The 15,311-nt window shown below is 30.1% G+C and carries 15 protein-coding genes; 4 read left to right on the forward strand and 11 right to left on the reverse strand.

The window, feature by feature from the left end; translation table 11 throughout:
* Window positions 1-33 precede the first annotated feature (33 nt).
* Complete coding sequence (locus ACQY5W_RS06700; protein ID WP_428024185.1) at window positions 34-1,326, forward strand: serine dehydratase subunit alpha family protein; 1,293 nt, start codon at window positions 34-36, stop codon at window positions 1,324-1,326.
* Window positions 1,327-1,332: 6 nt separating this feature from the next.
* On the opposite strand, the gene pyk is transcribed toward ACQY5W_RS06700, so the two are convergent.
* On the reverse strand, window positions 1,333-2,781 hold the full coding sequence (gene pyk, locus ACQY5W_RS06705; protein ID WP_428024186.1) for a pyruvate kinase: 1,449 nt from the start codon (window positions 2,779-2,781) through the stop codon (window positions 1,333-1,335).
* Between the two features lie 95 nt (window positions 2,782-2,876).
* Between pyk and ACQY5W_RS06710 the strand changes: the two genes are divergently transcribed.
* Window positions 2,877-3,884, forward strand: coding sequence for an SAM-dependent methyltransferase (locus tag ACQY5W_RS06710; protein ID WP_428024187.1), 1,008 nt, complete (start codon window positions 2,877-2,879; stop codon window positions 3,882-3,884).
* 4 nt (window positions 3,885-3,888) lie between these two features.
* On the opposite strand, the gene ACQY5W_RS06715 is transcribed toward ACQY5W_RS06710, so the two are convergent.
* On the reverse strand, window positions 3,889-4,269 hold the full coding sequence (locus tag ACQY5W_RS06715; RefSeq protein WP_428024188.1) for a DUF779 domain-containing protein: 381 nt from the start codon (window positions 4,267-4,269) through the stop codon (window positions 3,889-3,891).
* A gap of 45 nt (window positions 4,270-4,314) precedes the next feature.
* A complete protein-coding gene (locus ACQY5W_RS06720; RefSeq protein WP_428024189.1) occupies window positions 4,315-5,811 on the reverse strand; it encodes an aldehyde dehydrogenase family protein in 1,497 nt (498 codons plus the stop codon).
* Window positions 5,812-6,051: 240 nt separating this feature from the next.
* Here ACQY5W_RS06720 and ACQY5W_RS06725 point away from each other — a divergent pair, with 240 nt between their 5' ends.
* Entirely contained in the window at window positions 6,052-7,941 is a 1,890-nt protein-coding gene (locus ACQY5W_RS06725; protein ID WP_428024190.1) for an FIST N-terminal domain-containing protein, read from the forward strand.
* Complete coding sequence (locus tag ACQY5W_RS06730; protein WP_428024191.1) at window positions 7,938-8,597, forward strand: response regulator transcription factor; 660 nt, start codon at window positions 7,938-7,940, stop codon at window positions 8,595-8,597. The genes ACQY5W_RS06725 and ACQY5W_RS06730 overlap by 4 nt, the downstream gene beginning before the upstream one ends.
* Before the next feature lie 50 nt (window positions 8,598-8,647).
* Here ACQY5W_RS06730 and pqqE read toward each other — a convergent pair whose 3' ends face one another.
* From pqqE to ACQY5W_RS06770, 8 genes are all read right to left on the reverse strand, one after another.
* A complete protein-coding gene (pqqE, locus tag ACQY5W_RS06735) occupies window positions 8,648-9,754 on the reverse strand; it encodes a pyrroloquinoline quinone biosynthesis protein PqqE (RefSeq protein ID WP_428024192.1) in 1,107 nt (368 codons plus the stop codon).
* Complete coding sequence (gene pqqD / locus ACQY5W_RS06740; RefSeq protein ID WP_428024193.1) at window positions 9,744-10,013, reverse strand: pyrroloquinoline quinone biosynthesis peptide chaperone PqqD; 270 nt, start codon at window positions 10,011-10,013, stop codon at window positions 9,744-9,746. Before pqqD ends, pqqE begins: the two co-directional genes overlap by 11 nt.
* A complete protein-coding gene (gene pqqC / locus ACQY5W_RS06745) occupies window positions 9,982-10,737 on the reverse strand; it encodes a pyrroloquinoline-quinone synthase PqqC (RefSeq protein WP_428024194.1) in 756 nt (251 codons plus the stop codon). The genes pqqD and pqqC overlap by 32 nt, the downstream gene beginning before the upstream one ends.
* A 19-nt stretch (window positions 10,738-10,756) precedes the next feature.
* Entirely contained in the window at window positions 10,757-11,671 is a 915-nt protein-coding gene (gene pqqB / locus ACQY5W_RS06750) for a pyrroloquinoline quinone biosynthesis protein PqqB (protein ID WP_428024195.1), read from the reverse strand.
* 152 nt (window positions 11,672-11,823) lie between these two features.
* Window positions 11,824-11,898: a pyrroloquinoline quinone precursor peptide PqqA gene (gene pqqA, locus ACQY5W_RS06755; RefSeq protein ID WP_419766449.1), complete on the reverse strand. Its 75-nt coding sequence runs from the start codon at window positions 11,896-11,898 to the stop codon at window positions 11,824-11,826.
* Window positions 11,899-11,929: 31 nt separating this feature from the next.
* Window positions 11,930-13,639, reverse strand: coding sequence for a methanol/ethanol family PQQ-dependent dehydrogenase (locus ACQY5W_RS06760; RefSeq protein ID WP_428024196.1), 1,710 nt, complete (start codon window positions 13,637-13,639; stop codon window positions 11,930-11,932).
* Between the two features lie 162 nt (window positions 13,640-13,801).
* Window positions 13,802-14,584: an ABC transporter permease gene (locus tag ACQY5W_RS06765; protein ID WP_428024197.1), complete on the reverse strand. Its 783-nt coding sequence runs from the start codon at window positions 14,582-14,584 to the stop codon at window positions 13,802-13,804.
* 3 nt (window positions 14,585-14,587) lie between these two features.
* Window positions 14,588-15,310, reverse strand: coding sequence for an ATP-binding cassette domain-containing protein (locus ACQY5W_RS06770; protein ID WP_428024198.1), 723 nt, complete (start codon window positions 15,308-15,310; stop codon window positions 14,588-14,590).
* Window position 15,311 lies beyond the last annotated feature (1 nt).

Genomic DNA, 15,311 nt, shown 5'->3' on the forward strand with positions numbered 1-15,311 from the left:
ATTAAAAAATACAATTTTATTCACGGAGATAACTTGAGTACAGCTGAAAAAATAATTAATATATTAAAAGAAGAGATAGTTCCTGCACAAGGCTGTACCGAGCCAATTGCTATTGCCTATGTGAGTGCAAAAGCAGTACAAATATTAGGCAATATTCCTAGTAATTTAGAAGTTTATGTTTCTGGAAATATCATAAAAAATGTCAAATCTGTTTCTATTCCAAACTCTGGTGGAATGATTGGTATTGAAGCTGCAACTGCATTAGGTGCTATTGCAGGAGATGCAGATGATGAACTTATGGTAATTAGTAAATTAAATGAAGAGGATATTAAAGAAGTTAAACAATATTTAAATAGTCATAAAATAAATGTTATCCATGATAAAACTGATGTGAAATTGTATATTAAGATTATTGCGAAATACAAAGATAGCTACTCTTTGGTTGAAATTAAACACTTTCATACCAATATTACAAAAATAGAGAAAAATGGCGAACTCTTACTTGAACAAATTTGTAATGATATTGATTTTAAAACTTCAAAAGATGATAGGTCAATTCTAGATATGAAGACTATCTATGAAATCTCTAATACAATGGATGTATCAAAAGTAAATTCACTTTTTTCCCAAGTAATTGAATATAACAGTGCCATAGCAAATGCTGGACTAAATGAAGAATATGGTGTAAATATTGGAAGCTTAATTCAGAAAAATATCAATGTTGGACTTTATGGTAATGATTTAAGAAATAAGTGTGCAAGTTTTACAAGTGCTGGAAGTGATGCTAGAATGAGCGGTTGTTCTTTACCTGTTATGACCACAAGTGGAAGCGGAAATCAAGGTATGACAGCCTCTTTACCCATAATTAAATACTGTCTAGAAAGAAATTTTAATCATGAAAAATTATTAAGAGGCTTATTATTTTCCCATTTGACTACAATTCATCTTAAAACAAATATAGGAAGATTGTCAGCATTTTGTGGCGTTATGTGTGCTACAAGTGCTGTTAGTGGAGCAATTGCTTATTTGGAAAATGCAGATTTTGAGACAATTTGTAAAGCTATTTCTAATAGTCTTGGAAATATCTCTGGGATAATATGTGATGGAGCAAAAGCATCTTGTGCAACTAAAATAGCTACTGGAATATATGCTGCTTTTGATTCTTCTATGCTTGCCTTAAATGATAAATATTTACATGGTGGAGATGGAATTATTGCTGATAATATTGAAGATACTATAAAAAATATTGGTATTTTGTCTCAATATGGAATGAAAAAAACTGATGATGTAATTCTAAAAATAATGCAAAATAATAAAAGTAAATAAGAAGAATTACTTCTTCTTATTTGGTAAATTTAAATAATACTCTATCTCACCCTCTGTTAGGATTTTGATAGTATTTGTACTTCCAGGAATACCTGCTGGATATCCAATAGTTGCAATATATGGTCCTGTTTTATCAAGTATTTTTCTTGATTCTAAATTCTTTAACATCTTTTGAATCATCTTAGAAGCTTGTCCCTCTTTTATTACAGAAATTGGATAAACTCCCCAAATAGCACATAATGTACTTAAAGTTTTTTTCTTATGTGTAAATGCCAATATTTTTGTTTTTGGTCTATATCTTGATATTTTCATAGCTGATTTACCTGAACTTGTAAGGGCTAAAATACCCTTTGCACCTAAATCATCTGCAAGTTTTGTAACTGTTCCTTGAATTACATCAAATTCATCTAAATATGCTAGTTTATCTTGTTTATCAAAGTTATAAATCTCTTCTGTTTTTGCAATAATATTACTCATAGTTTCTACAACATTAACAGGATCTGTTCCAACTGCACTCTCTTCTGAAAGCATAACAACATCAGTTCCATCTAAAACTGCATTTGCAACATCAGAGATTTCTGCTCTTGTTGCTCTTTCATTTTCTGTCATTGATAAAAGCATTTGAGTTGCTGTTATTACTGGAATACAAGCTGCATTTGCTTTTTTGATAAGTCTTTTTTGGATTGTTGGAACTTCATAATAAGGAACTTCTATCCCTAAATCTCCCCTTGCAACCATTAAACCATCACTTACTTCAATAATTTCATCAATATTTTCAACTGCATCAAATTTCTCAATTTTTGCAATTAATTTTCCACAATAACCATCTAAAAGTTCTCTGGCATGTAACATATCTCTTTTGTTTTGTACAAATGAAATAGCAAAATAGTCAACTTTATTTTCAACTCCCCAAGCAATATCTTTTTTATCTTTTTCAGTTATTACATCAATATCAATTACAGTATTTGGGAAATTTACACCTTTTCTTGAACCCAATTTTCCATGATTTTCTATTTCAGCTTTAACTTGAGCTCCTGTTTCTATAACTTTTGCTCTAATAGTTCCATCATATAAATAAATATACTCACCTTTTTTTACTTTATCAAGTAGTTCAGGATAGTTTAATGAAGCTACATATTCATTATCTGATTCTTGATATCCTACAATATCCTCTTTTACAAATCTAATTGTGTCACCTTTTCTAAGTTCAAAAGGTTCTTTTAAATCCCCAATTCTCACCTTTGGTCCTGAAATATCTTGTAAAACAGCAACTGTTGTATTAAGATTTTCCATCGCTTTTCTAATGTTATTTAATGTATTTAAATGGTATTCATGACTTCCATGCGAGAAGTTAAGTCTAAACATATTTGCACCAGCTTTAATTAAACCTTCAATTATTTCAATCGTATCACTTGCTGGGCCTAGTGTTGCTAATATTTTTGTTCTTTTGTGCATATTAATTATCCTTTCATATTTTCTGATTGATTATATCATAATAGCAGTTACACTGTAGTAACATTTTATAAACAGTTTTTAGATAAACTACTTCTATGAATATAAAATTTAGTGATTATTTTAACTCTTGGCTTTATGGCCAGGATGGTTATTATACAAAATATAAGGCAATTGGTAAAGATGGAGATTTTTTTACAGCAGTTTCAACTTCAATATTTTTTGGTGGAACAATTGGTAAAAAAATTGTTGATACTATTTTGAAAAATGAACTTCCTGCAAATACAACTATTTTAGAAATTGGTGCACATCATGGCTATTTGTTAGCTGATATTATCCAATTTATTTATACCTTAAATCCTAAACTTCTTGATACTCTTAACTTTGCTATAGTAGAGCGATTTGAACATTTAAGAGTTGAACAAAAAAACTATTTACAAAACTCTTTTGGAGATAATATAAAAGTAAATTTTTATAATGATATTAGTGAAGTAAAACTTGACCATGCTTTTATTGTAGCAAATGAGATTTATGATGCTTTTCCTTGTGAGCTAATTTATACAAAAGAAAAGAAACTTCAAACTGCAGTTGTAAATAATGACAAAATAGAGTTTAAAGATTGTATTGATGAAAACATCATCAACAAATGTAAAAAATACAAAATCACAAAAGGTGAACTCTCTCTTGGTTATGAAGAGTTTTCAAAAAATATTTGTTCAAATATTAAAAACTTTCATTTTATAACCTTTGATTATGGGGAAAAATATCCTAGAAATGATTTTTCATGTAGGGTTTATTCAAAACATGAAGTATTTCCAATCTTTGAAGAAAATCTTGATTTAAAAAAACTTTATAAAAATTCAGATATTACCTATGATGTAAATTTTTCACATGTTATAGACAGTTTTACTGATATTTGTAAATGTGAAGTAGAATATAAAACTCAACTAAAAGCTTTAGTAGAATTTGGTATTTTAGAATTACTTGAAATATTACAAAAAAATGTAAGTGAGGAAAACTATTTAAAAGAGGTACAAAAGGTAAAAACCTTAATTGACCCTACAGGTATGGGAGATAGATTTAAAATGCTACTTATTAAAAAGTAGCATTTTATTTTAAATCTTCTTTTTCTACTTCTTTATACTCTTCATCTGTAAAGATTCGAGATTTTGTTATAAACTGATAACCCAAATCTATTTCTAGTGAAAAAGAGTTTCCAAAAGCACTTGATTCTTTTTTCACATCAATAATAATTTGTGAGTGTCTAAAATACTCAAATTGGTCTTTATCTATGAAAAATTCGCATCCGCAAATTTCACCTAGTTTTACATTTCGACTTGGAACATAAAAATCACTTTTTGCATAACACATAGGTGCTGTACCATCACAACATCCACCACTTTGATTGAAAACTAAATCACCATTTTCTTCTTTCAATCGTTCAACTATTTCAGCTGCAGCGTCTGTTACGACTACTCTTCGCGTATCCATATTTATCCTTAATTTGTATAGGGAATATTCCCTATACTTTATCTATTAAAAAAATCCTAAAGCATTTTTGCTGTAAGAAGTTAAGATATTTTTTGTATGTCTATAAGAGTTTAACATCATCATATGAGTTTCTCGCCCAATTCCTGATTTTTTATATCCACCAAATGAAGCATGAGAAGGATATAAGTGATAACAGTTAACCCAAACTCTACCTGCTTCTATTCCTCTACTAAATTTATGTAATTGGTGTGCATCTCTTGACCAAACACCAGAACCTAAACCATACACAGTATCATTTGCGATTGCTAATGCTTCATCTTCATCTTTAAATGTAGTTACTGATAATACTGGTCCAAAAATCTCTTCTTGGAAGATTCTCATTTTATTGTGACCTTTGAATATTGTTGGTTGAATATAAAATCCATTTGGATATTTTTCTGATTCATAAACATCTCCACCAATTAAACACTCTGCCCCTTCTTCTTTACCAATTTTGATGTACTCTAGGATTTTCTCTTTTTGATTTAAAGAACATTGTGCACCCATCATACAAGTAGGATCTAGTGGATCACCTAATTTAATAGCTTTAACTCGCTCTAAAACTCTTGCCATAAATGGCTCATAGATTGATTCTTGGATTAATGCTCTTGATGGACAAGTACAAACTTCTCCCGAGTTAAATGCAAATAAAACTAAACCTTCGATAGCTTTATCAAAAAACTCATCATCAGCATCCATAATTGATTCTAAGAAGATGTTTGGTGATTTTCCACCAAGTTCTAAAGTAGATGGAATAATGTTTTCTGTTGCATATTGCATAATTAATTGACCAGTTGTAGTTTCACCAGTAAAGCCAACTTTTTTGATATCAGGGTGAGTAGAAAGGTATTTACCAATTTTTCCACCTGCACCATTAATAATGTTAACACAACCTGCTGGTAATACTGATTGGATTGTTTCCATTAAAATTAAGATTGACATTGGAGTTGCACTTGCTGGTTTCATAACAATACAGTTTCCAGCAGCTAATGCAGGAGCAAGTTTCCATGCAGCCATTAATAATGGGAAATTCCAAGGAATAATTTGAGCAACAACACCATATGGCTCATAAACTTCTTGTGAAATTGTATTTTCATCTAAATCAGCCACTGTTCCAGATTCTGCTCTAATTACAGATGCAAAATATCTAAAATGGTCAACAACTAAAGGAACGTCAGCTGCTAAAGTTTCTCTAACTGCTTTACCATTATCTAAAGTTTCAGCAATAGCTAAAGCTTCAGAGTTTGCTTCAATTGCATCTGCAATTTTATTTAAAAGATTACTTCTTTCAACTACTGAAGTATGTTTATATGATTCAAATGCTTTATTTGCAGCTTGAATTGCTAACTCAACATCTTGCTCATTTGATCTTGGTATTTTTGTTAAAACTTTACCATCCACAGGAGAAATATTTTCAAAATATTCACCACTTTTTGGAGCTATCCACTCTCCACCAATAAAGTTCTCATATTGAGATTTGTAAGTCGGTTTTGCGTATGCCATTTTTTTTCCTTTTGTATAAATTAATGTCAAAAATCTGAAAAAGTTTGATAGCCAAATTTTTTCTGTAATGAAATCTTACTGGAATTTTATAGCCTGAATATAGCGAAAAGTATAGCATGAATATAGCGATATAAAAATCTCTACAAAGCCCATAATATAGCTTTTATAGCATTTGTATAGCATGGGGGAATTCACTAATTTTTTTATGAGAAAATTAATATTTTATGCTACAATATTTTTATGAATACCTATAACTACACATATCAAAATAATTCATTTAAAACAGAGATAGATTATTCTTTATTTAAAGATGAAAAAAATATTCTTATTCAAGTATTTTGTGGACAAAATGAAAATACTTTACAATATTTGATTAATCTATTAAGTGATAATCTACCAAATGCTGTAATACTTGGAACAACAACAGATGGTGAAATAAAAGATAAAAAAGTATCCACTTTTAAAACAGTTATTTCAATATCCGTTTTTAAACACACTACAATAAAAGCTTCTATAAAAGAAGGGACAAACTCTTTTAATAGTGGTTTTGAAATTGCAAAAGAACTTGTAACACCGAATACTAAGTTAATCATTACCTTTACAGATGGTACAAGTACCAATGGAGAAGATTATCTAAAAGGAATCACTGCTTTTAATGAAAAGGTTATGGTTTGTGGTGGAATGGCAGGAGACAATGGGCACTTTACACAAACCTTTATCTCATGTGGAAAAAAAGTTATAAATTGTGGTGCAGTTGCAGTATCCCTTAACTCAGATATTTTACAAGTATTCAACGACCATAAATACGATTGGTCACCAATTGGAATTGAACATACTATTGATAAAGTAAAAGGAAATAGGATATATGAAATTGCAGGGATGGATGCAATAGAGTTTTATGAAAAATATTTAGGTAGTTCTGACTCATACACAGAATTTCCACTTATAGTTCAAAGGAATGGTATCTCTGTAGCAAGAGCTGTTTTGACTCGTTATCCAGATGGAAGTTTTGGTTGTGGAGGGAATTTATATAAAGGAGATAAAGTAAGACTTGGTTTTGCAAATGCAGAGATGATTATGAAAAATCCAGTAAATTATTTAAAAAATATAAATAACTACCAAGCAGAAACATTTTTTATCTACTCTTGTATGGCAAGACGAAGATATATGCAAAGTCTTATTAAAGTAGAAATTGAACCCTTTGCTTCAATAGCTCCTACATCGGGATTTTTTACTTATGCAGAGTTTTTTCATACCAATGAAAAAAATGAACTTATGAACCAAACCATTACTTTAGTTGGTTTAACTGAAAATGCTCAACACTCAAGTAATGATTTAATTAAACCAAGCCAAATAATAAATGAAACAGAGAGTTCTTATGCCAAAACAATCCAAGCACTTACAAACTTAATTCAACAAAGTGCAAAAGATCATAACGAACAATCAAAAGTTTTAGAAAAACAGATGAAATATTCACAAAAAATTCTAAAAAATCAAAAACTCTTTTTAAGACATGCAGTTCATGAAACCAATACTCCACTATCTGTAATTATGAGTAATATAGAATTATATGAGATGCAAAATGGCAAAAATGAGTATTTATCAAATATTGAAGTTGCCATGAAAAGTATTTTTTCTATTTATGATGACTTGAGTTATTTGGTAAAAAAAGACCAAGTTAATTATAAAGTTTATTCTTTAGATTTAGTAGATTTTGTACGAAGTAGAGTATATTTTTTTAAAAGCGTAGCAACACAAGTCTCTTCAAAATTTATTTTAGAATGTAATTGTCCTGAAATGATTATAAATTTTAGTGAAACAAAACTACAAAGAATAGTTGATAATACAATATCAAATGCCATCAAATACACAAATAAAGGTGAAGATATCACTGTTAAAGTTGAAAAAATTACTAACTTTTTTAAATTTTCTGTTTCCAGTCATTCTAAAAAAATACAAGATCCTCAAAAAATATTTGATGAATACTATAGAGAAGAAGAGTCAAAAAATGGTTTTGGCTTAGGACTAAATTTAGTTAAAAGAATTTGTGATGAAGAGGGAGTAATAATTAATGTCACTTCTGATTCTGATAATACATGTTTTACATACATATTCAAAGGAAATAAATGAAAATATTACTACTTGAAGATGATATTATGCTAAATAAAGCAATTACACAATATCTACAATCAACAGGTCATGCTGTAATTTCTGTAATGGATGGTAAACATTGTTTAGAAACCTTGCAAAAAGAAAAATTTGATTTACTTGTTTTTGATATAAATGTTCCTGATACTGATGGACTTACTATTTTAGAAGATTTACATAAACAAAAAAGAATGGTTCCTACAATTTTTATATCAGCACTCATTGATATTGAGGATATTACAAGAGCTTTTGACATAGGTTGTCATGACTATTTGAAAAAACCTTTTCACCTAAAAGAGTTAACACTTAGAATAAATAAAATTTTAAAGACCATGCAAGTTCCACAAGAACATAAAAGGTTATCTAAATCATATAGCTATGACTCTAAAAATATGGTTTTACTTTTTAATAACGAACCACAAATTTTACCTAAAAGACAAATTCAAATCATAGATTTATTAGCAGCAAATAGAAGTTTAGTTTGTAATTATGATATGTTTAGGGATTATGTTTGGAATGATGACTATATTGATAATGCAACAATAAGAGCTGAAGTAAACCGGGTGAAAAAAGTTCTAAAAGAAGACTTTATTATAAATATTAGAGGAATTGGTTATATGGTTGAAAGACCTAACTAATTCTTCATAAAACTTCAATCAATAAACGTAAGATAATCTCTTACGTTTATTTATGCCTCATTCATTAAAAGAAGTGAGTTTTGTCTATTTCTATAAATAGGCTCACTTGTAGATTTTAAAGCTGTTTCAACTTTTTGAACAACTACATTATGATAAGAAGATTTATCACAAACAGGATCAGATTCATTCATATCTTTTGTAAGCGCATATGCTTGACATCGGCATCCTCCAAAATCAATCTCTTTTTCAGGACAAGTTCTGCAAGGCTCTTTCATCCACTTATCGCCTCTAAAGAAATTAAAAGCTTCACTATCATTCCATATCTCTTTTACTGAAAAATCTTTTACATTTGGAAATTCAAGTGGCAAAGTATTTGCAGTATTACAAGGAAGTGCTACTCCATCTGGATTTATAGTTAAAAATGTTGTTCCCCAGCCATTCATACAAGCTTTTGGTCTTGTAGCATAATAATCAGGTACCACAAAAAATACTTTCATATCATCTCTTTTTTCCCTATAAAAATCAACCACTTCTTTTGCTTTTTTTAGTTGTTCTTGTGTAGGTAAAAGTGCGTCTATATTTTTTAATGCCCAACCATAATATTGTATATTTGCTATTTCTAAATAATTAGCACCAAGAGATTCAGCAAACTCAATAATTTCACCTATTTGATGAATATTTTGTCTTGTAATACATGAGTTAACTATAAGTTGTAAACCATTATCTTTACAAGCTTTTGCAAATGCTATTTTATCTTTTTGTGCAGTTTTATTATTTGTAATAAGGGCTGTTGTATTAGCATCATGTGATTGGATTCCAAGTTGAACAGTTTTTAATCCAGCTTCTTTTAGCTTTGGAACAATAGATAAATCAGCTCCAACACCTGAAGTTATAAGATTTGTATAAAATTTTAAATCAGCAGCTTTTTTAACTATTTCTAAAATGTCTTTATTTAAAAGTGGCTCACCACCTGAAAATCCTAACTGAACAGCACCCATTGCTCTAGCTTCTTCCATAACTCTAAACCAATCTTCTTTACTCATACTATCTTTAGTATTGGCAAAATCCAGTTGATTATAACAATATGAACACTCCAAAGGACACTTATGAGTTAATTCTAAAAGCATCCATAAAGGAGGTTTAATATTAGTTTCCATACATCACCCACTTACGCTGTAAAGCTTCATTTAAAAAAGCTTCAACATCTTTTTTTAAATCAGCCATTTGAAACTTTTCTTCTAAAATTTTTGCAATATCCAAACATGTATTTTTGCCATCACATAAATTCATAATCTCACCAGCACTTTGATTTAGCTGAACCATACCTTCTGGATATAATAAAACGAAGCACCCTTGTGCTTCTTCATACTGTAGTTGAAAATGGTTATTCACTACAATTGATTTTTCTAGTTGCATTACAACCCTTTATATTAAAATATGGTGGTCTTTTAAGCTCATAAGCTAAATAAAGTGCATCTACCATAACCCATAAAATATCAAGTTTAAATTGTAAAATTTCGCAAGCTCTTTCTTGAAGTTCAACAGTATTAAATTCTTCTAACGTTAATGCCAATCCATGCTGAACATCTCTTCTTGCTTCGGTTAATCTTTTCTGAAAATATCTTAATCCACTTTGCTCTATCCATGGATAGTTTTTTGGCCAAGTGTCAAGTCTTTGTTGATGAATTTGTGGTGCAAACATCTCTGTTAATGATGACATTGCAGCTTCTTTCCAAGGTCTTTGTTTTGCAAAGTTTACATAAGCATCAACTGCGAATTTTACAGCAGGTAAAACATATTTATGAGAAATCAAATCCTCTTTATCTAATCCTACAGCTTCACCAAGTTCTAACCAAGCTTCAATTCCTCCACCAACACTATCATGGTCAATTATTCTATCAATCCATTTTCTTCTATCTTCAAGTGGTGGATTATTTGACATAATTGCAGCATCTTTAATTGGAATAGCTGTTTGATAATAAAATCTATTTGCAACCCAACCTTGAATCTCTTCTTTAGTACAACTTCCTTCATACATTCTTATATGGAAAGGGTGATGAATGTGATACATTTCACCCATACCTCTTAGTTTTGCCTCAAACTCTTCTTTGCTTAGTAATTTATCCATTCTTTTTGTCATATTGTCTCCTTTTATTTTACTAAATTTCGATACTCATCCCATCATAGGATATTTCTATCCCATGTGAAATTAGTTCTTTATACTCATCATTTTCTTCATCAAGTATTGGGTTTGTATTATTTATATGAATTAATATCTTTCTTGGTTTTTCCAAAGTATCAAGTATCTTGATAAGTCCATCTTCTCCACTTAATGGAATATGTCCCATATCAGTTCCTAATTTTGTAGAAAAACCATTTTTTATCATCTCATCATTTGTCCAAACTGTTCCATCAATAAGTAAAATATCAGCATCAGCCATCTCATCTACAATATGTTTTTCTATAACACCAAGTCCAGGAAGATAAAAAAGTTTTTTTCCTGTAGTTTTATTTTTAACTACAACTCCAATATTATCTCCAGCTCTTGGTCTATCTCTATATTTAGAATATGGAGGAGCATTAGAAATAAGAGGAAGTGCAAAGAACTCATAGCTTGGCATAACTGGTATTTCAAAAGCTTTATTGTTTGGAGTAATTTCATTATATTTTACTCCTCCACCATCCCAATGGGTTAACATCTTAAAAAGAGGAAAAGATGTATTTAGTTCTTCATTTACCTCTTTTGTACAATATACTTCATGGGGACAACCTTCTCTTAACATCAAAAGCCCTGTTGTATGGTCAATTTGGGCATCAATAAAAACTATAGCTTTTATTTTAGTTTCCCGTCTTTTTTGCGGTTGTAAAAAGGGTGAATTATGAATTTGCTCTAAAATATCAGGAGAAGTATTAAATAAAATCCAATTTTCTCCATCCTCACTTATTGTAATAGAGCTTTGTGTTCTTTTTATAACTGTTTTTTTACCATCTCTATAGGCTTTACAGTTATCACAATTACAATTAAATTGAGGAAGTCCACCACCAGCAGATGAACCTAAAATTTCTATTTTCATAATATTTCTCTCTTTTTTGCTTATTAAATTTAATTTTATGAAATTAAATTTAGTAAACAAAATACAGAAGTAAAACTTCTGTATTTCAACTTTAACTCGACATACAAAGGGACTAACTTTCTAGCCCCTTTAACATTTACTTAGATTTAACCTTATACGTGACAAATATACATTGTAACTTCAAAACCAAATCTATTATCAACAAACGCTGGTGTTTCCCATTTCATTTTTTTGCCCTCCTTTTTAAGATTTTTAAAATTACTTATGTAATTTAAATACGTGTACAGTTCCACCTTGGTTGATGTTTTTGATTTTTTTAGCAACTTCACCACCCCATAAAGGAACAGCTCCACCCCAACCAGATACTATAGCAACATATTGTTCACCATTTTGTTCCCAAGTAATTGGAGAAGAAACGATTCCAGAACCAACATTGAATTTATATAAAATATCACCAGACTCATCATCAAATGCTAAGAATTTACCTTCAGGAGTTCCTGCAAATACAAGTCCACCAGCTGTAGATAAAATTCCTCCCCATAATGGTGCAGGATTTTTATAGTTCCATTTGATTTTTCCAGTTAATGGTTCAATTGCTTTAAGTGAACCAATATGGTCTTCAAATATTGGTTTAATAGTAAACCCAGCACCTAAATAAGCAGCACCTTTTTTATATGAAACTGGTTGATTCCAAATATCCATACCCCACTCATTTGATGGGACATAGAACATATTTGTTTTTTGAGAAAAAGAGATTGGCATCCAGTTTTTTCCACCTAAGAATGACGGTACTGAAAATACAGATTTTCCTTTACTTTCACCATTTGGATTTCCTGGTCTTCCATCAGCTGTATATAATGGTCTTCCATCTTTTCCAATTCCAGTTGCCCAAGTGATATTTGAAACAAATGGATTAGCTGTAATAAATTTACCATTTTCTCTATTTAAGACATAGAAGAAACCATTTCTATCTGCAGTTCCTGCAGCTTTTACAGTTTTACCACTTGCATCTTTATAATCAAATGATACTAACTCATTAACCCCATCAAAATCCCAACCATCATGTGGAGTTGTTTGGAAATGCCAAACAATTTTCCCAGTTTCTGGATTAATAGCAAGTCTTGATGAACTATATAAGTTATCCCCTGGTCTTAAGTGTGAATTCCAAGGTGCTGGATTTCCTGTTCCAAAAAATAATAGGTTAGTTTCTGGATCATAAGTTCCTCCAAGCCAAGTTGCAGCTCCTCCTGATTTCCATAAATCACCAGGCCAAGTACGACCAGCTTCTCCACCAGTAATTCCATTTTCTTTACCATTTAAGTAACCCATATGACCTTCAACAGTAGGTCTAGTCCAAATTACTTCACCAGTTTTTGCATTTCTAGCTTCAACTTTTCCAACAATACCGAACTCACCACCAGCAACACCAGTAATTACCATATCTTTTACGATAATTGGAGCAGCAGTAATTGAATAACCATCTTTATAGTTAGCAACCTTTTTCTTCCAAACTACTTTTCCAGTTTTTCTATCAAGTGCAACAAGTTTTGCATCTAGTGTTCCAAAAATAACTACATTATCATATATTGCAACACCTCTGTTGATAACATCACAACATGGCAAAATTGCATCTGGAAGTTTTGCATCATATTGCCATAACTCTTCTCCATTTGCTATGTTTATAGCAAACACTCTTGAATAAGACGCACTTACATACATAACTCCATCTTTAACAATTGGTTGTGATTCTTGCCCTCTTTGTTTCTCCCCACCGAAAGAGAAGTTCCATACAGGAACTAAATCTTTTACTGTATCTTTATTGATTTGACTAAGTGGAGAGAATCTTTGCCCTTTTAATCCCATACCATTAGTAAGTACATCCCCAGTACTTTTTTCATCATTTAAGATTTCCATATTTGTAACAGGTGCAAATGATGGTTTTATAACCTCACTTGTGTTATTATTCATCGTGCTGTTTGACGTAACGCACCCGCTAATTAGTGCAGATAGTGTGATGGCTGCTGCGCTAGTTAGTAGCTTTTTGTTAATCATTTTTTTCTCCTTATTATAGTAAATAACAAACTGAAAATTTGTCTGTTTGGAAGTATACATGAGTTGTATAGCCTGAATTTAGCTATGATTTACTTTTTTACTTTTGAAACCTAGAAATGCCATATTTAGGGCAATTATAAAAGAAATTCCCAATACAAAAAAGAGTTCAAAATCAAATTTCAAATATAAACAGAACCTAATTGACTCTACAATATAAGTAAATGGATTGTATGAAGAAATATTAAAAAGTAAAATCGAAGAATCTTTTACTTTCCAAAGTGGATAAAGTGCAGAACTCAAAAAGAACATTGGGAAAATTACAAAATTCATAACCGTTGCAAAATTTTCTAACTGCTTAATAACAGAAGAGATAAAAAGTGCAAAAGCATTTAAGATAATAGATGAAATAATAATCACAGGAATAGTCACAATTATTGCTAAAATAGAAATATCTACACCATAAAGTTTTGCAACAAATAAAAATGTAATCGCTTGAATAGTAGATACAATTGAAGTTGCAAACATTTTACAAAAAAGCAAATAGTTTCTATTTATATATGAAGTTAAAAGTATCTTCATACTTCCCATTTCTCTATCAAATATCATAGTCAAAGAACTTTGCATACCATTAAAAAGTAAAACCATTCCAACTAATCCAGGGACAATATATGTTTCATATGTAATATATGTTTCATATGGAGGGATAATAGCAAGTCCAAGGGCTGTTTTAAAACCAACAGAAAAGATAAAAAGCCAAAGAAGTGGACGAACAAGTGCTGAAAAGAAACGACTCTTTTGTTTTAAAAATCTTATTAACTCTTTATAAACAATCCCTTGCATACAATATAAATATTTTTTCATAATCTATCCCACAAGAAAATTAAAAGTATCAATAAGATTCTCTTTTTCATACTTTGCCATTAGTTCATTTACAATTCCACTGTAAACAATCTCTCCTGATTTTATTATGGATATATCATCATCTAAATCTACCTCATCAAATAAATGTGTAATCCAAAGTACTGAAATTCCCTCTTCTTTTACTAAACTTCTTACATAATTTAATATATCAAATCTACTTTTTACATCTAGCCCAACTGTTGCTTCATCTAAAAGTAACAACTTAGGCTTATTTATAAGTGCTCTTAATATCTCAACTCTTCTTCTATGTCCACCATTTAATTTTCTCACTTGAGTATCTAAAATATCTTCTAACTCTAGTTTTTTTATTTGCAAATCAATAGATTTTAAAGTCTGTTTAAAACTCAAACCTTTTAATGAACCATAATAATATAGATTTTGTTTTACTGTTAAATCCAAATCTAAAGTTGGCTCTTGAAATACAATCCCAATATCCCTTAAAGCTTTAGAATAATTTTTTATAGGATGACCATCTATATCTATTTCACCTTTTTGAAGATTTTGCAACCTTGTAATAAGTGAAAAGATTGTAGATTTACCTGCTCCATTAAGTCCTAAAAGTACAAAAAAAGTTCCCTTTTCTATAGTTAAAGAAACATTATTTAAAGCAACCTTTTGACCATAGGAGTAATCTACATTTTTAAAATCTAAAATACTATTTTTCATG

This window comes from Arcobacter sp. (assembly GCF_050300555.1).
Lineage (GTDB): Bacteria > Campylobacterota > Campylobacteria > Campylobacterales > Arcobacteraceae > Arcobacter.